The sequence below is a fragment of the Streptomyces sp. NPDC058045 genome (assembly GCF_042885635.1).
Taxonomy (GTDB): domain Bacteria; phylum Actinomycetota; class Actinomycetes; order Streptomycetales; family Streptomycetaceae; genus Streptomyces.
The window spans coordinates 244,593-267,768 of record NZ_JBHVRR010000001.1 but is presented as its reverse complement, the minus strand read 5'-3'; the positions used below and the strand labels follow the sequence as shown (position 1 = coordinate 267,768).

Below are 23,176 nucleotides of genomic sequence, written 5' to 3'. Positions count from 1 at the left end.
GGGTCGCAGGAAGAAGACGAAGGTTCCCAGTTGTGAGTGAGACTACGCATGGCGGTGGCGTCGCGGTGAGCCCGCCCCCGTCCCCCGACGACGGGCTCGGCGCCGCCGAACTGGCCGCCAAGTACGGGCTGTCCGTCAGCGGAGCCCGTCCCGGCCTGGTCGAGTACGTGCGCCAGTTGTGGGGGCGCCGGCACTTCATCCTGGCTTTCTCGCAGGCGAAGCTGACCGCCCAGTACAGCCAGGCCAAGCTGGGCCAGGTCTGGCAGGTGGCCACCCCGCTGCTGAACGCCTTCGTCTACTACCTCATCTTCGGTCTGATCCTCCAGGTCAGCCGGGGCATGAGCCGGGACGTCTACATCCCGTTCCTGGTCACCGGCGTCTTCGTGTTCACCTTCACCCAGAGCTCGGTGATGGCGGGCGTACGGGCCATCTCCGGGAACCTCGGCCTGGTCCGAGCGCTGCACTTCCCGCGGGCCGCGCTGCCGGTCTCGTTCGCGCTCCAGCAGCTCCAGCAGTTGCTGTTCTCGATGATCGTGCTGTTCGTGGTCGCGGTGACCTTCGGCAGCTACCCCAGCCTGTCCTGGCTGCTGATCATCCCGACGCTGATACTCCAGTTCTGCTTCAACATGGGCCTGGCGCTGGTCATGGCCCGCCTCGGCAGCAAGACACCGGACCTGGCGCAGTTGATGCCGTTCATCATGCGCACCTGGATGTACGCCTCCGGCGTCATGTTCTCCATCAAGCACATGCTCGCCAAGCGCCCGGAGTGGATCGCCGATGTCCTCCAACTCAACCCGGCCGCGGTCTACATGGACCTGATGCGCTTCGCCCTCATCGACGGCTACGGCAGCGGCAATCTCCCGCCGCACATCTGGGCGGTGGCCCTGGGCTGGGCGGTCGTCGCCGCGGTCGGCGGTTTCGTGTTCTTCTGGAAGGCCGAGGAGCGGTACGGACGTGGCTGAACCGAGCAACGGGACCACCGTCCCCTCCGGCATCCCCACCGTCATCGCGGACGAGCTGCACATCGTCTACCGCGTCAACGGCACCCGCGGCGGCAAGGGCACCGCCACCGCCGCCCTCAGCCGGATCATGGGCCGCGGCAAGGACGACGAGGCCCGTGGCGTCCGCAAGGTGCACGCGGTCAGAGGCGTCTCCTTCACCGCGTACCGCGGCGAGGCGATCGGACTGATCGGCTCCAACGGCTCCGGCAAGTCGACCCTGCTGCGCGCCATCGCCGGACTGCTGCCCGCCGAGCGCGGCAAGGTCTACACCGACGGCCAGCCCTCCCTGCTGGGGGTGAACGCGGCCCTGATGAACGACCTGACGGGGGAGCGGAACGTCATCCTCGGCGGCCTGGCCATGGGGATGTCACGGGAGCAGGTCAAGAGCCGCTACCAGGACATCGTGGACTTCTCCGGCATCAACGAGAAGGGCGACTTCATCACCCTGCCGATGCGGACGTACTCCTCGGGCATGGCGGCCCGGCTGCGGTTCTCCATCGCGGCGGCCAAGGACCACGACGTACTGATGATCGACGAGGCGCTCGCCACTGGGGACCGCAAGTTCCAGAAGCGGTCCGAGGCCCGGATCAGGGAGCTGCGCAAGGAGGCCGGCACGGTCTTCCTGGTCAGCCACAACAACAAGTCGATCCGCGACACCTGCGACCGCGTCCTCTGGCTGGAACGCGGCGAGCTGCGCATGGACGGCGCCACCGACGCGGTCCTCAAGGAGTACGAGAAGTTCACCAGCAAGTAGCGGCCCCGCCCGGCGCCCGTACCCCTTTCGGGCGCCCCTGCCGCTCCCGGCGGAACGCGCCGACTCCCTCTCAACTCCGTTGCCCGCCAGGAACGTTGACGATGCCGGGGACGTTGACGTGGTGTGCGGAAAGGCCCCGTCGGGTTTTGGTGCGTTGTACAACGTAAGCTGTGCCGATGCGGTATCGCGCCGACTGGGGCGGATGTGCCGGACGTCTCGACCCGGGGCCGCTCCGGCGTGCACAGAACTGGACGGCGTGTCCGAAATGGGATGTATTGGGTAGCGGTGTAGAACGGGAGATGTGACGGCAATGGCTACGGGATATCCCCGCCCCCACGGTGCTCAGGCCGTCCCGCACCGGGCAGGGCGCGGTGACTGAGGCCGAGGAGAAGCAGGAGCGCACCGACCCCGCGGTGCGCGACACGCTCGGCAAGGCCGCGGGTGAGAACTTCCCCGTGGCCCCCTTCTTCCTGCCCCGCGCCTGGCGCACCGGCCTGATGGCCGTCTACGGCTTCGCCCGCCTCGTCGACGACATCGGCGACGGCGACCTCACCCCCGGCGGCGCCGACGCCGCCCACCTCGGCGTCCCCCCGGATCTCGCCGGCGACCGGCTCGCCCTGCTCGACGCCCTGGAGGCCGACCTACGGCGCGTCTTCGCCCCCGCCGAGGACGGCCCGCGCCACCCCCTGCTGCGGCGCCTCGCCCCCACCGTCCACCGGCACGACCTCACCCCCGAGCCCTTCCTCGGTCTGATCGCCGCCAACCGCCAGGACCAGTCCATCAGCCGCTACGAGACCTACGACGACCTGCTGGCGTACTGCGAACTCTCCGCCAACCCCGTCGGCCGCCTCGTCCTCGCCATCACCGGCACCGCCACCCCCGAGCGGATCCGCCGCTCCGACGCCGTCTGCACCGGCCTCCAGATCGTGGAGCACCTTCAGGACGTCACCGAGGACCTCGGCCGGGACCGCGTCTACCTGCCCGCCGAGGACCTGAAGCGCTTCCACGTCGACGAGCGGGACCTCGCGGCCTCCACCACCGGTGCCTCGGTGCGCGCCCTGATCGCCTTCGAGGCGGAGCGCGCCCGCGGCCTGCTGGATGAGGGCACCCCCCTCGTGGGCAGCGTCCACGGCAGGCTGAGGCTGCTGCTGGCCGGATTCGTGGGCGGCGGCCGGGCCGCGCTCCACGCCATCACCGAGGCCACCTACGACGTTCTGCCCGGACCACCGAAGCCGACCAGGAGAAGGCTGCTGCGCGAGGCGGCGGCAACGCTCCGAGGAGAGGGGTGACCCCGACCGTGGAGCCGGACCAGCACCTGCCCGCACCGGTACTCGCCGCATACAGCTACTGCGAGGCCGTCACCGGACAGCAGGCACGCAACTTCGCCTACGGGATCAGGCTGCTCCCGACCCCGAAGCGCCGCGCCATGTGCGCGCTGTACGCGTTCTCCCGGCGCGTGGACGACATCGGCGACGGCGATCTGCCGCCCGGCACCAAGGCGCTGCGTCTGGACGGCACCCGCGAGTTGCTCGGCCGGATCCGCGAGGGCCGGATCGACCAGGACGACACTGACCCGGTGGCCGTCGCCCTCACCCACGCCGCCGCGGAGTTCCCCATCCCGCTCGGCGGCCTGGACGAACTCATCGACGGCGTCCAGATGGACGTCCACGGCGAGACCTACGAGACCTGGGACGACCTCAAGCGGTACTGCCGCTGCGTGGCCGGCGCCATCGGCCGCCTCTCCCTCGGCGTCTTCGGCACCGAGCCCGGCGCCCAACAGGCCGACCGCGCCCCCGAGTACGCCGACACCCTGGGCCTCGCCCTCCAACTCACCAACATCCTGCGCGACGTACGCGAGGACGCCGAGGACGGGCGTACCTATCTGCCCGCCGACGACCTCGGCAAATTCGGCTGCACCGCCGGCTTCCGCGGGCCGACGCCGCCGGCCGGCGCCGACTTCGCCGGGCTGGTCCACTTCGAGGTGCGGCGGGCCCGCGCCTTCTTCGCCGAGGGCTACCGGCTGCTGCCCATGCTGGACCGGCGCAGCGGTGCCTGCGTCGCCGCCATGGCCGGGATCTACCGCCGCCTCCTGGACCGCATCGAACGCGACCCCGAAGCCGTACTCCGCGGCCGGGTCTCGCTGCCCGGCCGGGAGAAGGCGTATGTCGCGGTACGCGGCCTGTCCGGGTTCGACACCCGGCACGTCAGCCGGCAGACCGTCAGGAGGCGTGCCTGATGCATCCCCCGGACGATCCGGCCCGCCGCCCCGGCACCCGGTCAACCCCCGGTGCCTGTGCCGCGTCCTGCTCGGTGACGGGCGGCACCATGGCCGGTCCGTCGGCAGGTCCGGGGAAGAGGGAGGGCGCATGACCGGCACCAGCATGGGGTCGGACGGTTCCGACTCCGCGGCCGGGGGCAGAAAGCAGGCCGTGGTCGTCGGCGGTGGTCTCGCCGGTGTCACCGCGGCCCTCAGCCTCGCCGACGCCGGAGTGCGGGTCACCCTCGTGGAGGGCAGGCCCAGGCTCGGCGGCCTCGCCTTCTCCTTCCGCCGCGGCGACCTCACCGTCGACAACGGCCAGCATGTCTTTCTGCGTTGCTGCACCGCCTACCGCTGGTTCCTCGACCGGCTGGACGCCACCGCGCTCGCGCCCCTGCAGAAGCGGCTCGACGTACCCGTCCTGGACGCGGACCGTCCCGAAGGGCGCCGGCTCGGCCGGATCAGGCGCACCGGGCTGCCCGTACCGCTGCACCTGGCGCGCGATCTCGCCGTCTATCCGCACCTCTCGCTGGCCGAGCGGGCACAGGTGGGCCGGGCCGCGCTCGCCCTCGGGCGGCTGGACCCGGCCGATCCCGCGCTGGACGGGCAGGACTTCGGGACCTGGCTGCACCGGCACGGACAGAGCCCGCGTGCCGTCCGGGCGCTCTGGGACCTGGTCGCGGTCGCCACCCTCAACTCCACCGCGGGCGACTGCTCGTTGGGGCTGGCCGCCATGGTCTTCAGGACGGGACTGCTCTCCGAGCCGGGCGCCGCCGACATCGGCTGGGCCCACGTCCCGCTCGGCGACATCCACGACACCCTGGCCCGCAAGGCACTCGACTCGGCGGGCGTGCGCACCCTGCTCCGTACCCGGGTCAGGTCGATCTCCCCGCTGGGCGGCGGCTCGTGGCGGGTGGAGGTGCCCGGGGAGCAACTCGACGCGGGGACCGTGGTCCTGGCCACCGCGCAGGCCGAGACGCACGCCCTGCTCCCGGACGGCGCCCTGGACGAACCGGACCGGCTCCTCGGCATCCGCACCGCCCCCATCCTCAATGTGCATGTCGTCTACGACCGGACGGTGCTGCGGCGGCCCTTCTTCGCCGCGCTCGGCTCGCCCGTGCAGTGGGTCTTCGACCGTACCCGCGCCGCCGGGCTCACCGAGGGCCAGTACCTCGCGCTGTCCCAGTCGGCCGCCCAGGACCTCATCGACCGGCCGGTGTCCGAGCTGCGGGCCCGCTTCCTGCCGGAGCTGAAGCGGCTGCTGCCGCTGACCCACGAGGCGCGGGTACGGGACTTCTTCGTGACCCGGGAGCGGACCGCGACGTTCGCCCCGGCCCCGGGCGTCGGACGGCTCCGCCCCGGCGCCCGTACCAAGGCTCCCGGCCTCTACCTGGCCGGGGCGTGGACCGCCACCGGCTGGCCCGCGACCATGGAGGGCGCCGTGCGCAGCGGGGTGAGCGCTGCCGGGGCCGCGCTCACCGCCCTGGGCCGTTCCCGCGACCATCTCTTCGAGGAGGCGGCATGACGCTCGATCTCCATGGGGCAGGTCCCCGCACTTCCGGCACCGCCGGCACCGAAACCGAAGGAGAGACCGTGGCCCCTGTGCCCACTGCGCCCCCTGGCGACCCCGCCACCGACCGGGCGGTGGACGTGACCGCCCTGCTGGAGCGCGGCCGCACCCTGACCACCCCCGAACTGCGGGCCGCGGTCGACCGGCTCGCGCCCCCGATGGACACCGTCGCCGCCTACCACTTCGGCTGGATCGACGCCCACGGCAATCCGGCCGACGGCGACGGCGGCAAGGCCGTCCGCCCGGCGCTGGCCGTGCTTTCGGCCCAAGTCGGCGGCGCCGCACCCGAGTTGGGGGTGCCCGGCGCGGTCGCCGTGGAGCTGGTGCACAACTTCTCGCTGCTGCACGACGACCTGATGGACGGTGACGAACAGCGCCGGCACCGGGACACCGTGTGGAAGGTGCACGGCCCCGCCCAGGCCATCCTGGTCGGCGACGCCCTCTTCGCACTGGCCAACGAGGTGCTGCTGGAGCTGGGCACCGTGGAGGCCGGCCGGGCCGCCCGCCGCCTCACCGTCGCCACCCGGGCCCTCATCGACGGGCAGGCGCAGGACATCTCCTTCGAGCACCGCGAGCGGGTCACCGTCGAGGAATGCCTGGAGATGGAGGGCAACAAAACCGGCGCCCTGCTCGCCTGCGCCGTCTCCATCGGTGCCGTGCTCGGCGGCGCCGACGACACCACCGCCGACCACCTCGCCCGGTACGGCTACCACCTCGGCCTCGCCTTCCAGGCCGTGGACGACCTGCTCGGCATCTGGGGCGACCCCGGCTCCACCGGCAAGCAGACCTGGAGCGACCTGCGCCAGCGGAAGAAGTCCCTGCCGGTGGTGGCGGCGCTCGCGGCCGGCGGCCCGGCCTCCGAGAAGCTCGCCGAGCTCCTCGCCGCCGACGCCAAGAGCAGCGACTTCGACAGCTTCTCCGAGGAGGAGTTCGCCACCCGCGCCGCCCTGATCGAGGAGGCGGGCGGCCGTACCTGGACATCGGAGGAGGCGAGGCGGCAGCACACCACCGCGATCCGGGCCCTGGACCCCGTGGACATGCCGGACGAGGTGCGCGCCCAACTCGTGGCGCTCGCCGACTTCGTGGTCGTCCGCCAGAGATAGGCATCCTCGGCCGGACGCCGGGGCCCGACGGGGGCGGGCCCCACCACCCGTAGCGAGTCGCCGGCCGGTGTCCTTGGCACCGGACACCGGCCGACGGCGGACCCAGCAGACGCAATCACTGAAGGGGAAGCCATGACAGCGACGACCGACGGAAGCACCGGAGCGGTATCGCCCCGCGCTGCCTCGGCCACCGAGACCCCCGCCCCCGCCACCGTGGCAGCCGTCACGGAATCGGGCCCCCGGGACGCCGCGCACCGCGCCATACAGCGCGCCACCGACTTCCTGCTCTCCCTGCAGGACGACCAGGGCTGGTGGAAGGGCGATCTCGACACCAATGTGACGATGGACGCCGAGGACCTCCTGCTGCGGCAGTTCCTCGGCATCCAGGACGAGGACACCACCCGCGCGGCCGCGCTGTTCATCCGCGGCGAGCAGCGCGAGGACGGCGCCTGGGCCACCTTCCACGGCGGACCCGGCGAACTCTCCACCACCATCGAGGGATACGTCGCGCTGCGGCTCGCCGGCGACAGCCCCGACGCCCCGCACATGGCGCGGGCCTCGGCGTGGATCCGGGAGCGGGGCGGTATCGCCGCCAGCCGCGTCTTCACCCGCATCTGGCTGGCCCTCTTCGGCTGGTGGAAGTGGGACGACCTGCCCGAACTCCCCCCGGAACTCCTCTACTTCCCGAAGTGGTTCCCCCTCAACATCTACGACTTCGGCTGCTGGGCACGGCAGACCATCGTGCCCCTCACCATCGTCTCCGCGAAGCGGCCGGTGCGCCCCGCGCCGTTCCCGCTGGACGAGCTGCACACCGACCCCGCCGACCCCAACCCAGCCAAGTCCCTTGCCCCGGTGAACAGTTGGGACGGTGTCTTCCAGCGGCTCGACAAGGCGCTGCACCTCTACCACGGCTTCGCCCCGGGCCCGCTGCGCCGGGCCGCGATGAACAGCGCCGCCCGCTGGATCGTCGAACGGCAGGAAAACGACGGCTGCTGGGGCGGCATCCAACCGCCCGCCGTGTACTCGGTGATCGCCCTGCACCTCTGCGGCTACGACCTCGAACACCCCGTACTCCGGGCCGGGTTGGAGTCGCTGGACCGGTTCGCGGTGTGGCGGGAGGACGGGTCCCGGATGATCGAGGCCTGCCAGTCGCCGGTATGGGACACCTGCCTCGCCACCATCGCGCTGGCCGACGCCGGACTCCCCGCCGACCACCCGCAGTTGGTGAAGGCCGCCGACTGGATGCTCGGCGAGCAGGTGGTGCGGCCCGGCGACTGGTCGGTGCGCCGGCCCGGACTCACCCCGGGCGGTTGGGCGTTCGAGTTCCACAACGACAACTACCCCGACATGGACGACACCGCGGAGGTCGCGCTCGCCCTGCGCCGGGTCCGCCACCCCGACCCGGAGCGCGTCGACCGGGCCGTGCGGCGCGGCGTCACCTGGAACCTGGGGATGCAGTCCAAGGACGGTGCCTGGGGCGCGTTCGACGTGGACAACACCAGCACCTTGCCCAACCGGCTGCCGTTCTGCGACTTCGGCGAGGTCATCGACCCGCCCTCGGCCGATGTCACCGCGCATGTGGTGGAGATGCTCGCCGTGGAGGGCCGCGCCGCCGACCCCCGCACCCGCCGCGGCATCGAGTGGCTGCTCGCCGAACAGGAGGCGAACGGCGCCTGGTTCGGCCGCTGGGGCGTCAACTACGTATACGGCACTGGGTCGGTGGTGCCGGCGCTGCGGGCGGCGGGGCTGCCCGCGTCCCATCCGGCGATCCGGCGCGCGGTGGCCTGGCTGGAGTCGGTGCAGAACGATGACGGCGGCTGGGGCGAGGACCTGCGCTCCTACCGGAACGCCGGGGAGTGGGCCGGCCGCGGCGCCTCCACCGCCTCCCAGACCGGCTGGGCCCTGATGGCGCTGCTGGCCGCGGGGGAGCGGGAGTCGGAGGCGGTGGAGCGCGGCATCGCCCGGCTCGCCGACACTCAGCGCGAGGACGGCTCCTGGGACGAGCCGTACTTCACCGGCACCGGCTTCCCCTGGGACTTCTCCATCAACTACCACCTGTACCGGCAGGTGTTCCCCCTCACCGCGCTGGGCCGGTACTTCAACGGAGAGCCGTTCTCCGTGAAGGGGAGCTGATGGCCCAGCCGTCGTCCGGCTCCGGAAGCGGGGTCCCGCTGCTCGTCGCCTGCGCCCTGGGCATCGAGCGACTGGCCCTGCGGTCCGGCGCCCGCGGCGACACCCCCGGCCCTGTGACCGTGCTGCGTACGGGCATGGGGCCGCGGGCGGCCGAGCGTGCGGTGGGACGTGCGCTCGGCGGGCCGCGGCTGGCGGAGGCGGCCGTGGTCGCCACCGGTTTCTGCGCCGGGCTTGCCCCCGGAATGCACCCCGGGGATCTGGTCGTCGCGGACGAGACCCGGGACGCCGCGGGGCGCACCGGCTGCTGCGACACCGGGCTGCTGGTGAAGGAACTGGCGCGGGCGCTGCCCGGCCGCACCGTGCACACCGGGCCGCTGACCGGGTCCGATCATGTGGTGCGCGGCCAGGAGCGGGCCGAGCTGAGGGCGGCGGGTGCGATCGCGGTGGACATGGAGTCCGCCGCCACCCTGCGTGCCGCCGTCGCCGTGGGACCGCGCCCGGTTGCGGCCGTACGGGTGATCGTGGACGCTCCAGAACACGAACTTGTCAGAATCAGCACGCTTCGCGGTGGAATGACTGCATTCCGTGTTCTGCGTGCCGTGTTCCCAGCTTTCTCTGAATGGCACCGAAACATCCTGCTCCCCCGGAGGTGAGTCAGATGGCCATGCCACTGCGTCAGTCCATCAAGGTGGCGACCTACCTTGCCGAACAGAAGGTCCGCAAGCGCGACAAGTTCCCGCTGATCGTCGAGTTGGAGCCGCTCTTCGCGTGCAATCTGAAGTGCGAGGGCTGCGGCAAGATCCAGCACCCGGCGGGTGTGCTCAAGCAGCGGATGCCGGTGGCGCAGGCCGTCGGCGCGGTCCTCGAATCGGGGGCGCCGATGGTGTCGATCGCCGGCGGCGAACCCCTGATGCACCCTCAGATCGACGAAATCGTGCGGCAGTTGGTGGCAAAGCGCAAGTACGTCTTCCTGTGCACCAACGCGATGCTGATGCGCAAGAAGATGGACAAGTTCGAGCCCTCCCCGTACTTCGCGTTCGCCGTGCACATCGACGGGCTGCGGGAGCGGCACGACGAGTCGGTGGCGAAGGAGGGCGTCTTCGACGAGGCGGTGGAGGCCATCAAGGAGGCCAAGCGGCGCGGCTTCCGCGTCACCACCAACTCCACCTTCTTCAACACCGACACCCCGCAGACCATCATCGAGGTGCTCAACTTCCTCAACGACGACCTCAAGGTGGACGAGATGATGATCTCGCCCGCCTACGCCTACGAGAAGGCCCCCGACCAGGAGCACTTCCTCGGCGTTACCCAGACCCGCGAACTGTTCAAGAAGGCCTTCGCGGGCGGCAACCGGCGGCGCTGGCGGCTCAACCACTCGCCCCTCTTCCTGGACTTCCTGGAGGGCCGGGTGGACTTCCCGTGCACCGCCTGGGCGATCCCCAACTACTCCCTCTTCGGCTGGCAGCGGCCCTGCTACCTGATGAGCGACGGCTACGTACCCACGTACCGGGAGCTGATCGAGGAGACCGACTGGGACGCCTACGGCCGCGGGAAGGACCCGCGCTGCGACAACTGCATGGCGCACTGCGGCTACGAACCCACGGCGGTCCTGGCCACCATGGGTTCCCTGAAGGAGTCGCTGCGCGCGGCCCGCGACACCGTGTCCGGGAACCGGTGAGGCGGTGAGCGGTGGAGAACCGGTCCCACCTGGCCTGCCGTACCTGACTGCGCGCCCCCTCGCGGGGTGCCGCAGCGGTCGGCGGGCCGGGGTGGGGCCGGTGGCGGTGGGTGGGGACGCGCCGCCGTCGTCAGCCGGACAGCAGGCACACAGGACCAAGGGGGCCCGACCATGACCATCCTCGAAGGCATCCGGGGACCGCACGACCTGAAGGCGCTGCCCGCCGAGAGACTCGATCAACTCGCCCTGGAAATCCGGGAGTTCCTGGTGCAGGCGGTCGCCAGAACCGGCGGCCACCTCGGACCCAACCTCGGCGTGGTGGAACTCACCCTCGCCCTGCACCGGGTGTTCGACTCGCCACGGGACCGCCTCCTCTGGGACACCGGCCACCAGTCGTACGTACACAAGCTTCTGGTGACCGGTACCGACGGGGCCTCGCACAACGGGATGTGGGACATGTCGGTGCTCCAGTGCGTGCCCGGGCTGCGGATCGCGGCGCCGCGGGAGGCGGAGCAACTGCGGGCCCAGCTACGGGAGTCGGTCGCCGTGGACGACGCGCCGACGCTGCTGCGGTTCCCGAAGGAGACGGTGGGGCCCGAGATCCCGGCGGTGGACCGGATCGGCGGCCTCGACGTACTGCACCGCGCTGAACGGCCGCGGGTGCTGCTGGTCGCGGTGGGCGTGATGGCGACGGTGTGCCTCAAGGCCGCGGAGCTGCTGGAGGCGCGCGGTATCGGCTGCACCGTGGTCGACCCGCGCTGGGTGAAACCGGTCGATCCGGCACTCCCGCCGCTTGCCGCGGACCACCGGCTGGTCGCCGTCGTCGAGGACAACTCCCGGGCCGGCGGTGTCGGCGCGGCCGTCGCGCTCGCCCTCGGTGATGCCGAAGTGGACGTACCGGTACGGCAGTTCGGCATCCCGGAGCAGTTTCTCGCGCACGCCAGACGCAGTGAGATGCTGGCCGACATCGGACTCACTCCGGTGGAGATCGCCGGGCGGATCGGTGCCGCCCTCGCAGCCAAGGAGACACCCCGATGAGCAGCCCGTCCACCCCCGCGGCAGCCGGTGCCGCCCACCCCGGGGAGCCGGGTGCCTGGGGCTTCGACCTGGGCCGCCTGCTCGCCGAACGCGGCGCCGAACGCTACGAGTTGCACGCCAGGCACCTCAACCACCAACTGCCGCGGATGCTGCACACCATCGGCTTCGACAAGGTCTACGAGCGGGCCGAGGGCGCCCACTTCTGGGATGCCGAGGGCAACGACTACCTCGACATGCTGGCCGGTTTCGGTGTGATGGGCCTCGGCCGCCACCACCCCGTCGTCCGCCAGGCCCTGCACGATGTGCTGGACGCCTCCCTCGCGGACCTCACCCGCTTCGACTGCCAGCCGCTGCCCGGCCTGCTCGCCGAGCAACTCCTCACCCACAGCCCGCACTTGGACCGGGTGTTCTTCGGCAACAGCGGCACCGAGGCGGTGGAGACCGCGCTGAAGTTCGCCCGCCGCGCCACCGGCCGCCCCAGGATCCTGTACTGCGAGCACTCCTTCCACGGGCTGACCGCCGGCTCCCTCTCCGTCAACGGCGAGTCCGGCTTCCGCGACGGCTTCGCCCCGCTGCTGCCGGACACCGCGGTGCCCCTGGGTGATCTCGACGCGCTGGAACGGGAGTTGGCCCGGGGCGATGTGGCCGCGCTGATCGTGGAACCCATCCAGGGCAAGGGGGTGCACGCCGCGCCGCCCGGCTATCTGAAGGCCGCCCAGGAGATGCTGCACCGCCGGCGGGCCCTGCTCATCGCCGACGAGGTGCAGACTGGCCTCGGCCGCACCGGCGACTTCTACGCCTACCAGCACGAGCCGGGGGTGGAACCGGATCTGGTGTGCGTCGCCAAATCGCTCTCCGGCGGATACGTACCGGTCAGCGCCACCCTCGGCAAGGACTGGATCTTCAAGAAGGTGTACGCGTCGATGGACCGGGTCCTGGTCCACTCGGCGAGCTTCGGCGCCAACGCACAGGCCATGGCCGCCGGGCTGGCCGTCCTCGCGGTGATGGAGGACGAGCACACCGTGGCGCACGCCCGCGCCACCGGCGACCTCCTCAGAACCAGGCTCGCCGCCCTGGTCGACCGCTATGAGCTGCTGAGCGATGTACGCGGCCGGGGGCTGATGGTGGGCATCGAGTTCGGGCGCCCCAAGTCCCTGAAGCTGCGCAGCCGTTGGGCCATGTTGCAGGCCGCGCGCAAGGGCCTGTTCGCGCAGATGGTGGTGGTGCCGCTGCTCCAGAAGCACCGCATCCTGACCCAGGTTTCCGGCGACCACCTGGAGGTGATCAAGCTCATCCCGCCGCTGGTGCTCACCGAGCAGGACGTGGACCGCTTCGTCGCCGCCTTCACCGCGGTGATGGACGACGCCCACGGGAGTGGCCTGATGTGGGACTTCGGCAGGACACTGGTGACCCAGGCCATCGCCCACCGCTGAGCGGACCCAAGCTCTTTTGCCTCTCGGGCAAGTTATTTGCCTGGGAGGCATTGCTCTGGCTCAATCGAACTATGAGCGCATCCGATCCGGAGCCGCCCGGCCCCGCAGCCCCGGAGCCGACCGGTCCCACCGCAGCCGAACTGACCGCCGTAGCACCCCAGTTGCGCGAGCTGCGCCGCCGCGCCGGACTCACCCTGGAGGCCGCCGCCCGCGACGCCGGACTCTCGCCCGCCCACCTCTCCCGGCTGGAGACCGGCCGCCGTCAGCCCTCCCTGCCGATGCTCCTCGCCCTGGCCCGGGTCTACGCCACCACCGTGGCCGACCTCCTCGGCGAGACACCCGCCGACCCCCGCTCGGTGATCCGCTCCGCCGACATGGAGCCGAACACCGCGGGCGGCTGGACCTACCTCCAGGCCAGTGCGCCCGGCCGCGCCATGCAGGCCTTGCGGGTACGGGTGCCGTACGGCAGCCAGGGCGACATCGTGCGAGTGCACCCGGGGGAGGAGTGGCTGTACGTACTGCGCGGGCGGCTGCGGCTCAGGCTGGGCGACAGCACCCGCCTCCTCGGGCCGGGCGACAGCGCCCACTTCGACTCGCTCACCCCGCACCGGATCGCCGCCGCCGACGAGGACGGCCTCGAACTGCTCTTCCTGCACACGCTGTTGCAGAGCCCGGCCGCCGCACTCTGCCTCGGCCCGGCCGCCGGCCACACCGCCCCGGGAGGCACCCCGTGAACCCACCGGTCCACCCGGAGGACGACCCCACCCCCCAGGCCCCGGTGCGGCGGATGGTTCCCGAGGACAAACTGCCCCGCTCCATCTGGATCCGGCTGGTGGTGTACGTGGTCGTGGTGCACGGCCTGGCGGCGTTCCTGTACCTGCTCTTCAAGCTGGGCGCGGAGTCCGGATAGCGGTAGGTGTGGGCGGTCAGTCCAGCAGCCGGGCGCGCAACCGCTCCCGCACCTCGGCGGTCAGCCCCAGGCCCTCGGTGAGATAGGCCTCGGTCCCGCCCCAGGTGGACTCGATGGTGTCGAAGGCCGCCGCCAGATACTCGGCGCGGGCGTCGAAGAGCGGGCTGAGCAGCTCCATCACCTCGTCGGAGGTGCCGCCCGGGGCGTTGCCGGCGCGGTGCACCCGGTACCGGCGGTGCCGCGCGTTGGACTCCAGGTAGTCGGCCTCGACCGCGTCCCGTTCCACACCCACCGCGAGCAGGGTGACGGCGACGGTCACCCCGGCCCGGTCCTTGCCGGCCGCGCAGTGCATCAGCGCCGGCACACTGTCCTCGGCGAGCGACCGCAGCACCCGCCCCAACTCGTCGGTGCGGTCGGTGATCAGCACCCGGTACGAGTCGATCATGCGCTGGGCGGCGCGGCCCTCGGCGAGCAGGGCACGGAGCTGGTCCAGGTCGCCGTGGCGCACCATCTTCCAGAACTCGGCGCCGTCCGCGGGGTCGTTGAGCGGAATGCTCACATTGCGTACGCCGTCGATCTCCACATCCAGACCGTCCAGGGCGCGGTCGGCGGAATTACGGAAATCGAAGACGGTGTGCAGTCCCAGGGTGCGCAGGAATTCGGTGTCCGCCTTGGTGGCGTGCGCGAGATGGCCGCTGCGGAAGAGCCGTCCCGGGTGCACCTGCCGGCCGTCGGTGGTGGGCAGCCCGCCCACATCGCGGAAATTGCGCACACCGTCAAGTCGGGGTTCGGTCGAGGGGACCTGCTGCGTCACGTGGGCTCCTCCCGTTCGGCCACCGGCTCCGCTCGCCGATGGGCACGAAGTCCCGACCCTACGGCATGGGGCGGCGGTACAGCATGGGTCGCACATCATGGGCTGCGAGTCGATCTGTTCCGGTCTGCCGTATATAAGGCCATATAGAGGCGCGTTGAGGAAACCGGGCGATTGCCATCACATCGGAAGTGTCACCACTCGCCCCAAGTCGCCCTGGAATGCCGGGTTATGAGGCGCGAGAGGGTGAGCAGGATCATAGTGGTGACGGTGGGTGGTGGTGGCCGGAAGGGAGGCGGGTGGGTAAGAGGGCGGGAAGTGGCGGGCGTTGAGAACGTTCCCGCAATTCCGGAAGATCAACGGTCCACGGAGCGTGACCGCATTCTCCGTAAAGGATCTGGGAAAAGCATTCCGCCCGCGCATTCCGTGCTTGTCGCCGCCACGTGCATTCGCCTACGGTCGCGCTCACTCCGGACGGACGCCGAATCCTGCCACCGTCCGGAATCCAACCGACCCACTGCCGGCAGGAGCGGGGGACCCGACAGGTACCACGCCGTCCCGGACGGCTAGGGGTGAAGCCGCTACGAGAAGGCGGCCGGGCATCTCCAGTCCGAACCCGACAGCTCACCTCGCAGGCGCCGGAGAGGACCCGCCATGCCCGCGAAGGGTAGACACCGCCGTACCCGCACGACCTTCCTGTCCCGCTCGCTGACCGTGGCCGGTACCGGGGGCGCCGCGCTCGCGCTGCCGCTGCTGGGTGCCCCCGCGGCGCACGCCGCCCCCGGCCAGTCCGCCAAGCCCGCCCAGGCCCCGGCGCAGACCCGGGCCGCGACGGGGACCGCGTCCGCCGCCACCTACACCGTGCAGGCCGGGGACTGCCTGGCGCGGATCGCGAAGGCGCAGCAAGTCGACGGCGGCTGGCGGCAGTTGTACCGGGACAACCGCGGCGCCATCGGCTCGGACCCGTCGCTGATCCACCCCGGTCTCCGACTCACCCTCGGCAAGCCCGGCGCGGCGAAGGCCGCACCCGAGACCGCCGCCGAGACCGCACCCCGGAGTGCCGCCCCCAAGGCCGCCGCCCCCAAGCCCGCCGCCGCGTCCGCCTCCGCCGGCGGTTATGCGCTGCCCGTGGCCGGTGCCACCGTCGGCACCCCGTACCACCAGGCCGGCGGGATGTGGTCCAGCGGCTACCACACCGGTACCGACTTCGTGGTGCCCACCGGCACCGGGGTGCGCGCCGTCGCCGCGGGCACCGTCGTCTCCGCCGGGTGGGGCGGCGCCTACGGCAACCAGGTCGTCGTCCGGCACGACGACGGCAGGTACTCGCAGTACGCGCATCTGTCCCAACTGGCCGTCGCCGCAGGGCAACAGGTGTCCGGCGGGACGCCGATCGGGCTCTCCGGCGCCACCGGCAACGTCACCGGACCGCATCTGCACTTCGAGATCCGCACCGGCCCGGACTACGGCTCCGATGTCGACCCGGTCGCCTATCTGCGCTCGCACGGCCTGACCATCTGATCCCGGGCACGGCGGACGGCCGGGTGGCGTATCTCACCCACCGTCAACGCCTGGCTACGGTGGCGTAGGTCACTGGTCGCGGTGAAGGATGTCGTCACGTGGCAGAGCCGACATCCTTCACCAGTGACGCGATCCGGTCCTTCGCTGCCCTCGGCGACAGCTTCACGGAGGGCGTCGGGGACCCGGGCCGCGACGGGCACTTCGTCGGCTGGGCCGACCGCCTCGCCGTCCTCCTCGACGACCGCGTGCCCGAACACAGCTTCCGCTACGCCAACCTCGCCGTACGCGGCAAACTCCTCGACCAGATCGTCGCCGACCAGGTGCCGCGGGCCCGGGAACTCGCCCCCGACCTGGTGACGTTCTGCGCCGGCGGCAACGACATCATCCGCCCCGGCACCGACCCGGACGACGTGGCCGAACGCTTCGAGCGCGCGGTGGCCGACCTCAGTTCCGCAGTCGGCACCGTGATGGTCACCACCGGCTTCGACACCCGCGATGTGCCCGTGCTCAAGCGGCTCCGCGGCAAGATCGCCACCTACAACGGGCATGTCCGCGCCGTCGCCGACCGCTACGGCTGCCCGGTGCTCGACCTGTGGTCCCTCAAGACCGTCCAGGACCGCCGCGCCTGGGACGGCGACCGGCTGCACCTCTCACCCGAGGGCCACACCCGGGTCGCCCTCCGCGCCGCGCAGGTCCTCGGCCTGGAGGTGCCCGCCGACCCGGACCAGCCGTGGCCCCCGGAACCGCCGCGCGGCACCCTCGACCTGCGGCGCGACGACATCCACTGGGCCCGCGAGTACCTGGTGCCCTGGATCGGACGCCGCCTCCGCGGCGAATCCTCCGGCGACCACATCGAGGCCAAACGCCCGGACCTGCTGCCGATCCAGGACACGGAGTAGGTACCGAGCAGGTACGGCGGGCCTGGGTCGTGTCCGGCGGAACATATGGCTTTCTGGCGGGTCGGTCGCTGGCCGGTGTCGACTCGGCCCCCTGCACCCGCCCACCAGTACGCGGCCGCCGCCGCCCGCAAGTCCCGGCCGCGGTTCCCGAAAGAAGGTACGACGCCCCGGCACCACCGCCCCGAGGGGGACTCGGGCGGTCCCCGGTGGCGGAGTTCGGCCAAGTCATTGCGGACCTGACGCTCGGCCGTCGTCGGCGGGGCGCCTGCCCAAACGGGGTCCACCCGAGGTTCCTTCGAGGTCCCCGAGGTCGGGGGACGGGGGCGCGAGGGCGGCGGGGACAGCCTGGGTGGGGCTGCGGAAACTCAGTTCCCGCCGTCCCCCACAGCGTCGGCAAGCCCGCGCCGCGACTGCTCCCGCACACGGAAGCGGAGCGTGGTGACGGCGCCCGACTGGGTGTTGCCGAACGGTTCCAGCTCGACCCTGCCGAGGCTCGGGGGCGAGAAGCGGACACCGTCCCCGAGGAGCACCGGCAGCACGTACACCAGGATCTCGTCGACGAGCCCGTGCCGCAGGCACTGGGCGGCCACGTCGGCACCGAGGATCTCCAGGTTCCTGCCGCCCGCGGCGCGGCGTGCCGTGGCGACGGCCTCCTCAAGTCCACAGGTGAGAAAGGTGACCGCAGGGTCCGGCTCCTCCGGCGGCCGGTGGGTGAGGACGAACTGGGCGCCCCCGTCGTAGCCGGTGCCCTCGTCGGCCATCCGTCGCGCGACCTCGTAGGTGCCGCGGCCGATGAGCATGGCCCCCGTGGCCGCCATGACCTCCGGGACGTCGTCCGGGGTCAGATATTCGGCGATCCAGTCCATCGCATGTCCACGGCCGGCGATGAAACCGTCCAGCGACATGGCCCGGTTCACGACCACTCTTCCGGTGCCGGTGCTGATCTCGCTCATACGTCTTCCCAAGGAGAGTGGAGGCCGGAAGCCGCATCATAGGCCGCCCGGGACGGGCAACGGCCTTACCGGACACCCTCGTTGCTCAGGCGGTCTGTACCCACGGGGCGATGCCCTGGCCCGGCCCGCATCCGCCTGCACCACCGACACCACCGACACCACCGACACCACCGACACCACCGACCCTCGCCCTCGAACCGGTCGACGTTCCCGAACCCGACGGTGAGCCAGGTTCTGCCGGGGCGCCGTCCCCGCAGGAGGCCGAGTCGACGCCGACCACCGACCAGTCGATCCGGCCCGCGAGGTCGGCGTCGGCCCGGACAGCCCGCACACGACCTAGGTCGGCGTGCCCCCGGTCGCGGTGGTGGCGGTGGTGTGCTGCTGCGGTACCGCGCAGGTTTCCTTGAAGCCCTGGCTGGTGAGGCCCAGGGCCGCGTTGGTGCGGGAGCGCAGGTTCTCCACCGAGATCATCATCGTCAGCTCCACGAACGCGGGCTCGCCGAGCCGGTCCAGCAGGCGGGCGGCGAGCTCGTCGTCGACGGTGGGCGGGGTCGCGGTGACGGCCTCCGCGTACTCCAGCACATCCCGCTCCAGCGGGGTGTACACCTCGCTCTCCCGCCACTGCGGTACGGCCTCCACCTTCTCCCGGGCAACGCCCCGGGAGACGCTCTCCCAGTAGCCGAAGTCCATGCACCAGGAGCAGCCGATCGAGGCCGCGGTGGCCATCTCGGCCAGCGACTTCAGCGTCGGGTCGAGCCGCTTCCAGCGCGCCAGCGACTGCTCGAAGCGCAGATAGCTCCACAGCACCCGCGGCTGGTGCGCCAGCGCCTTGCCCGGGTCGAGCACCTTGCCGTAGGTGCGCTTCGAGTACCACTCCATGAGGCGGAAGAAAGCGGTACGGGGCGGATCCAGGGAGATCCTGGCCATGGGAGACACCTCCGATGAGTTGCGTACACCGGGCGCCCGTCGCGACGTCCGACACCGGTTATGACGGAGTGGCCCCGGCGGGATGTGACATCGGCCGGGCATCCGCGGGCGGCCGTTCCGCGTCCTCCCCGGTGTCACACCCGCATCACATAATGGAACGACCGCATGACCACTCCATGGCATGAGTACCCCGCCTGCGTGAGTATCCCGCCGAGACCAGGAGGCGCCCCGTGACCGATATCCGATCCCTCAGCTCAGGACTGCGTTCGCTGAGGCCGGTCGCCTTCGGCGCGGAGCCCACCGGTGCCCGGCTCGCCCGTATCCGCAGCTCACCGCAGTTCGCCGACGGCTCCTTCCGTAATCCGGTGGGCGCCAGGGCCCGGCCCTCGGGCGGTACCGCGCTCAAGCTCGCCGGCACCTACCTCAGCAAGGAGGACCGGGCCCGCCGCGCCCCGCAGGGCACCATCCCCGTCCACCCCACCACCCTCCGAGACCTGGCCACCCCGCCCGCCACCGGTCTGCGGCTGACGTGGATGGGGCACTCCAGTGTGCTCGCCGAGATCGACGGCGCCCGCATCCTCTTCGACCCGGTGTGGGGTGAGCGCTGCTCTCCGTTCGCCTTCGCCGGGCCGCGCCGGCTGCACCCCGCGCCGGTGCCCCTCACCGCCCTCGACCCGATCGACGTGGTGGTCATCTCCCACGACCACTACGACCACCTGGATCTGCCCACCATCCGCGCCCTGGCCGGTACCGGCACCCTCTTCGCGGTGCCGCTCGGCGTCGGCGCCCACCTGGAGTTCTGGGGCGTCGCCCCGGAGAGGGTGCGCGAGCTGGACTGGCACGAGTCCACCGAGATCGCCGGCCTCACTCTGACCGCCACCCCCGCCCGCCACTTCTGCGGCCGCGGCCTGCGCAACGATCAGCACACCCTGTGGGCGTCCTGGTCCGTCACCGGCCCCGAGCACCGCGTCTTCCACAGCGGCGACACCGGCTACTTCCCCGGCTTCCGCGACATCGGGGCCCAGTACGGCCCGTTCGACGCCACGATGATCCAGATCGGCGCGTACAGCGAGTACTGGCCCGACATCCATATGACCCCCGAAGAGGGCCTCCGCGCCCACCTCGATCTCCAGGGCGGTGACCCGGCGGGCGCGCTGCTGCCGATTCACTGGGGGACTTTCAATCTCGCCCCGCACCCGTGGGCGGAGCCGGGGGAGTGGACGAGGGACGTGGCCGAGGAGGCGGGCCAGGCAGCGGCGTTCCCCCGGGCCGGCGAGCCGTTCGAGCCCGCGGGGGAGTTGCCGGCGGAGCCGTGGTGGCGCGCGGTCTCCGGTCCGATCGCGCGTCCGTGGCGTCGCCCCCGACCTGCTGACGACGTTGCCGAGCCGCGCAGCGACGATCTCAACCTCACGAGCGAGAGGTGACGTTGAGACAACACCTTCCTGGGGGTGCCTCTGTGGTCTCGGCATGGGCAGCGGTCGATCAGAGCTAACTGCTCGATGCCCTGGGCGAGTTGGGCCCCGCCTACGCTGGTGCCGGCCACCGTGATGGACCAGGAGAGCGCCGATCTCGCGACGGGCTCCCGCATCTGCTCTTGGTCGACCTCTGCACCTGACAGGCCCTGTGGGCGCGTCGGGACGGCTACATCACGCCCCGGATGTCGCGGGAGGACTGGTCAAGGTGGGCGCGGATGTGGTGCTGGGCGGCCTCGGGGTCGCGGGAGGCGATGGCCTCGGCGATCTCGCTGTGGTGCTGGGCGCTGGTGACGCTGGGGCCGAGGCGGTCGCGGCAGTAGTACCAGAGCCGAAGATTGAGGTTGAGGTACTGGTTCAGCGCGGTTTCCAGGAACGGGTTGTGGGTCGCGCGGTAGAGGGTGCGGTGGAAGGCCGCGTCGAGTTCGTTGACCTTGGCGGGCCGGGTCTCGGTGCGCAGCGCGTCGGCGTGGCGCCGTAGTTCCTGCCGCTCCTTGTCGCCGGCCCGTACGGCGGCGAGTTCGGCCGCGAGGGCTTCCAGAGCGCCCCGTATCTCCGAGAGCCACAGTTCGTCGGCGAGGTTCACCTCGGTGGCGAAGGTGCCGCGGCGGGGGTAGACGACCACCAGGTGTTCCAGAGCGAGCCGCTTCACCGCGTCGCGGATCGGGGTGAGCCCGAAGCCCAGTTCGCGTGAGAGTGCGGACTCGTCCAGCGGTGACCCCGGTGCGACGGCCAGCGTGATGAGGCGGTCCCGGAGCAGCTCATAGGCGGCTTGCTTGGCCGAGACCGGCTCGCTCACACCCCTCATCGATCGCTCTCCGTCCTCCGGCGCCCGACTGACCGGTCCCAACCATACTGAACCGAACTGACATTTCAGTCCTCCGGCTCCACTTGACGGCCAGAAGGATACACCAGGCGTCAACAAGCCCCGGACGCAGGCCTTGACACCCCGGAGTGGATTCCATTACTAATCGGGCTACTGAAATTTCAGTTCGCATCGAAGTGCAATGTCCGAAGGGCTCACGATGTGGTCAACCAAGTCGGTTCCGGCAGGCGCAGGCCCGTACCGTCCCCCTACCGGGGACGCGGAGCGGCGGACGGCCGCCTCGGTCACACTCACCGACGTGGTGTGTGCCTACGGCGACGTGCAGGCCGTACGCGGTATCACCCTCGATGTCGAGGCCGGTGAGTTCTTCACCCTGCTCGGCCCCAGCGGCTGCGGCAAGTCGACGACCCTGCGGGCCATCGGCGGTTTCACCCGCCCCAGCGGCGGCCGGATCGCCCTCGACGGACAGGACGTGACCGCGACCCCGCCCGCACGCCGCTCCACCAACTACGTCTTCCAGAACTACGCCCTCTTCCCGCACCTCACCGTCCAGGACAACGTCGAGTACGGGCTGCGGCGCCGGAAGGTACCGGCCGGTGAGCGGCGGCAGCGGGCGGAGGAGGAGCTGCGGCGGGTCGGGATGCTGGAGCTGCGCGGGCGCCGCCCGGCCCAGCTGTCCGGCGGGCAGCAGCAACGGGTGGCGCTGGCACGGGCGTTGGCCAACCGGCCGCGGGTCCTGCTGCTCGACGAGCCGCTGTCGGCCCTGGACTTCACCATGCGCAAGCAGTTGCGCGAAGAACTGAAGACGATCCAGCGCGACGTCGGGACGACGTCCGTCTTCGTCACCCATGACCAGGACGAGGCGCTGAGCATGTCCGACCGGATCGCCGTCATGAACGACGGCCTGGTCGAGCAGGTGGGCACCCCCGAGGAGATCTACGCACGCCCCGCCACGCTGTTCGTCGCCCGGTTCGTCGGCAGCACCAATCTGCTTCCCGGCCGGATCATCGGCGCCGGTCCCGACAGCCGTACGGTCTCGCTCGATCTCGGAGCGAGGGTCGAGGTCCGGGGGGCCGCGAGCGGGGCGGTGGGCGACCGCTGCCACCTGATGGTGCGGCCCGCGGCGGTGACCGTCACGGACACCGGCCCGGACGACGGCTCCGGCCGCCCCGCCGTAGCGGCGCACCTGGAGCACGCGACCTATGTGGGCGACCACTACGAGCTGCGCTACCGCCATACGGACGGGACCGGCCTGTCCGCGCACGTCCGGGCGCTGCCCGCGGTCGACGGGCCCGTGCACCACCTCACCTGGGAGCCCGGGGCGGCCCATCTGATCCTGGCCGCCGAGGCGGCCGGCACCCCACGGCCCGGCGGTACGTCCCCGGGCCCGAGCACACCGGCGGGCGGCGCGGTGGACGCGCCGCACACCACAACAGAGAAGAGGCCATGATGCCGCAGGACCACGAGCAGAACACCACCAACGCCGAGCAGGGCAGCGGTGTGCGGGTCATAAGGATCGACGACCCGGCGGTCCAGTGGGAGGACTACGGTGATCTGCCCGGTGACCGCACTCCGGGCAACCCCGTCGGGCGCCACGCCAACGTGTTCCGTTCCGCGGACGGCCGGGTCACCGTCGGACTGTGGACGCGGGATGCCGACTTCGGTGACCTGCTCGGCACCGGCCAGTGCTTCGACTTCGTCATCGAGGGCGATGTCACGGTCACCGACGACCAGGGCACCGAGCACCACGCCGGCTCCGGCGACCTGCTGATGTACTCGGAGAGCGACACCGGCACCTGGGCCCAGCCCGGCCCGATCAGGAAGATCTTCGTCCACGTCCGCGACTGAAGCCGGGCCGGGTACGCGCCCCCATCACGTGAGGAGACCACTCAA

At 71.4% G+C, this 23,176-nt stretch carries 22 protein-coding genes and 1 riboswitch; of the genes, 18 read left to right on the top strand and 4 right to left on the bottom strand.

Annotated elements, in window-relative coordinates; all coding sequences use genetic code 11:
- The first annotated feature begins 32 nt into the window (after positions 1-32).
- From ACFVST_RS01265 to ACFVST_RS01205, 13 genes are all read left to right on the top strand, one after another.
- Complete coding sequence (locus ACFVST_RS01265) at positions 33-962, top strand: ABC transporter permease (protein WP_390145616.1); 930 nt, start codon at positions 33-35, stop codon at positions 960-962.
- Entirely contained in the window at positions 955-1,755 is an 801-nt protein-coding gene (locus ACFVST_RS01260; protein ID WP_390145614.1) for an ABC transporter ATP-binding protein, read from the top strand. Before ACFVST_RS01265 ends, ACFVST_RS01260 begins: the two co-directional genes overlap by 8 nt.
- A gap of 371 nt (positions 1,756-2,126) precedes the next feature.
- Positions 2,127-3,044, top strand: coding sequence for a squalene synthase HpnC (gene hpnC / locus ACFVST_RS01255; RefSeq protein ID WP_390145612.1), 918 nt, complete (start codon positions 2,127-2,129; stop codon positions 3,042-3,044).
- Positions 3,041-3,991, top strand: a complete 951-nt coding sequence (gene hpnD / locus ACFVST_RS01250; protein WP_390145610.1) for a presqualene diphosphate synthase HpnD — start codon at positions 3,041-3,043, stop codon at positions 3,989-3,991. Before hpnC ends, hpnD begins: the two co-directional genes overlap by 4 nt.
- Before the next feature lie 130 nt (positions 3,992-4,121).
- A complete protein-coding gene (gene hpnE, locus ACFVST_RS01245; protein ID WP_390145608.1) occupies positions 4,122-5,537 on the top strand; it encodes a hydroxysqualene dehydroxylase HpnE in 1,416 nt (471 codons plus the stop codon).
- Positions 5,534-6,685, top strand: coding sequence for a polyprenyl synthetase family protein (locus tag ACFVST_RS01240; protein WP_390145606.1), 1,152 nt, complete (start codon positions 5,534-5,536; stop codon positions 6,683-6,685). Before hpnE ends, ACFVST_RS01240 begins: the two co-directional genes overlap by 4 nt.
- A gap of 132 nt (positions 6,686-6,817) precedes the next feature.
- The gene (shc, locus tag ACFVST_RS01235; RefSeq protein WP_390145604.1) at positions 6,818-8,818 is read left to right on the top strand and encodes a squalene--hopene cyclase; all 2,001 of its coding nucleotides are present in this window, start codon (positions 6,818-6,820) and stop codon (positions 8,816-8,818) included.
- Positions 8,818-9,471, top strand: coding sequence for a 1-hydroxy-2-methyl-2-butenyl 4-diphosphate reductase (locus tag ACFVST_RS01230; RefSeq protein WP_390145602.1), 654 nt, complete (start codon positions 8,818-8,820; stop codon positions 9,469-9,471). The genes shc and ACFVST_RS01230 overlap by 1 nt, the downstream gene beginning before the upstream one ends.
- 5 nt (positions 9,472-9,476) lie before the next feature.
- Complete coding sequence (gene hpnH, locus ACFVST_RS01225; RefSeq protein WP_390145600.1) at positions 9,477-10,496, top strand: adenosyl-hopene transferase HpnH; 1,020 nt, start codon at positions 9,477-9,479, stop codon at positions 10,494-10,496.
- Between the two features lie 171 nt (positions 10,497-10,667).
- Positions 10,668-11,534 (top strand): 1-deoxy-D-xylulose-5-phosphate synthase N-terminal domain-containing protein, encoded by an 867-nt coding sequence (locus ACFVST_RS01220; protein WP_390145598.1) that lies wholly within the window; start codon positions 10,668-10,670, stop codon positions 11,532-11,534.
- On the top strand, positions 11,531-12,967 hold the full coding sequence (locus tag ACFVST_RS01215; RefSeq protein WP_390145596.1) for an aspartate aminotransferase family protein: 1,437 nt from the start codon (positions 11,531-11,533) through the stop codon (positions 12,965-12,967). Before ACFVST_RS01220 ends, ACFVST_RS01215 begins: the two co-directional genes overlap by 4 nt.
- A gap of 71 nt (positions 12,968-13,038) precedes the next feature.
- A complete protein-coding gene (locus tag ACFVST_RS01210) occupies positions 13,039-13,701 on the top strand; it encodes a helix-turn-helix domain-containing protein (RefSeq protein ID WP_390145593.1) in 663 nt (220 codons plus the stop codon).
- Positions 13,698-13,877, top strand: coding sequence for a DUF6126 family protein (locus tag ACFVST_RS01205; protein ID WP_390145591.1), 180 nt, complete (start codon positions 13,698-13,700; stop codon positions 13,875-13,877). The genes ACFVST_RS01210 and ACFVST_RS01205 overlap by 4 nt, the downstream gene beginning before the upstream one ends.
- 16 nt (positions 13,878-13,893) lie before the next feature.
- On the opposite strand, the gene ACFVST_RS01200 is transcribed toward ACFVST_RS01205, so the two are convergent.
- The gene (locus ACFVST_RS01200; RefSeq protein ID WP_390145589.1) at positions 13,894-14,691 is read right to left on the bottom strand and encodes a tyrosine-protein phosphatase; all 798 of its coding nucleotides are present in this window, start codon (positions 14,689-14,691) and stop codon (positions 13,894-13,896) included.
- Between the two features lie 466 nt (positions 14,692-15,157).
- A riboswitch (cyclic di-AMP (ydaO/yuaA leader) is annotated at positions 15,158-15,339 on the top strand.
- Between the two features lie 3 nt (positions 15,340-15,342).
- Here ACFVST_RS01200 and ACFVST_RS01195 point away from each other — a divergent pair.
- Entirely contained in the window at positions 15,343-16,206 is an 864-nt protein-coding gene (locus tag ACFVST_RS01195) for a M23 family metallopeptidase (protein ID WP_390145587.1), read from the top strand.
- 98 nt (positions 16,207-16,304) lie between these two features.
- Entirely contained in the window at positions 16,305-17,105 is an 801-nt protein-coding gene (locus ACFVST_RS01190) for an SGNH/GDSL hydrolase family protein (protein WP_390145585.1), read from the top strand.
- A 365-nt stretch (positions 17,106-17,470) separates the two neighbouring features.
- Here the strand turns inward: ACFVST_RS01190 and ACFVST_RS01185 are convergent, their stop codons facing one another.
- Both ACFVST_RS01185 and ACFVST_RS01180 read right to left on the bottom strand, forming a co-directional pair.
- Complete coding sequence (locus ACFVST_RS01185) at positions 17,471-18,058, bottom strand: dihydrofolate reductase family protein (RefSeq protein ID WP_390145583.1); 588 nt, start codon at positions 18,056-18,058, stop codon at positions 17,471-17,473.
- A 336-nt stretch (positions 18,059-18,394) separates the two neighbouring features.
- On the bottom strand, positions 18,395-18,985 hold the full coding sequence (locus ACFVST_RS01180; protein WP_390145581.1) for a carboxymuconolactone decarboxylase family protein: 591 nt from the start codon (positions 18,983-18,985) through the stop codon (positions 18,395-18,397).
- Between the two features lie 230 nt (positions 18,986-19,215).
- Between ACFVST_RS01180 and ACFVST_RS01175 the strand changes: the two genes are divergently transcribed.
- The gene (locus tag ACFVST_RS01175) at positions 19,216-20,409 is read left to right on the top strand and encodes an MBL fold metallo-hydrolase (RefSeq protein WP_390145579.1); all 1,194 of its coding nucleotides are present in this window, start codon (positions 19,216-19,218) and stop codon (positions 20,407-20,409) included.
- 217 nt (positions 20,410-20,626) lie between these two features.
- Here ACFVST_RS01175 and ACFVST_RS01170 read toward each other — a convergent pair whose 3' ends face one another.
- Positions 20,627-21,265, bottom strand: coding sequence for a GntR family transcriptional regulator (locus tag ACFVST_RS01170; protein WP_390145577.1), 639 nt, complete (start codon positions 21,263-21,265; stop codon positions 20,627-20,629).
- Positions 21,266-21,581: 316 nt separating this feature from the next.
- On the opposite strand from ACFVST_RS01170, the gene ACFVST_RS01165 reads away from it, so the two are divergent.
- Both ACFVST_RS01165 and ACFVST_RS01160 read left to right on the top strand, forming a co-directional pair.
- On the top strand, positions 21,582-22,733 hold the full coding sequence (locus tag ACFVST_RS01165) for an ABC transporter ATP-binding protein (protein ID WP_390145576.1): 1,152 nt from the start codon (positions 21,582-21,584) through the stop codon (positions 22,731-22,733).
- The gene (locus ACFVST_RS01160; RefSeq protein WP_390145574.1) at positions 22,730-23,131 is read left to right on the top strand and encodes a cupin domain-containing protein; all 402 of its coding nucleotides are present in this window, start codon (positions 22,730-22,732) and stop codon (positions 23,129-23,131) included. Before ACFVST_RS01165 ends, ACFVST_RS01160 begins: the two co-directional genes overlap by 4 nt.
- The last annotated feature ends 45 nt before the right edge of the window (positions 23,132-23,176 follow it).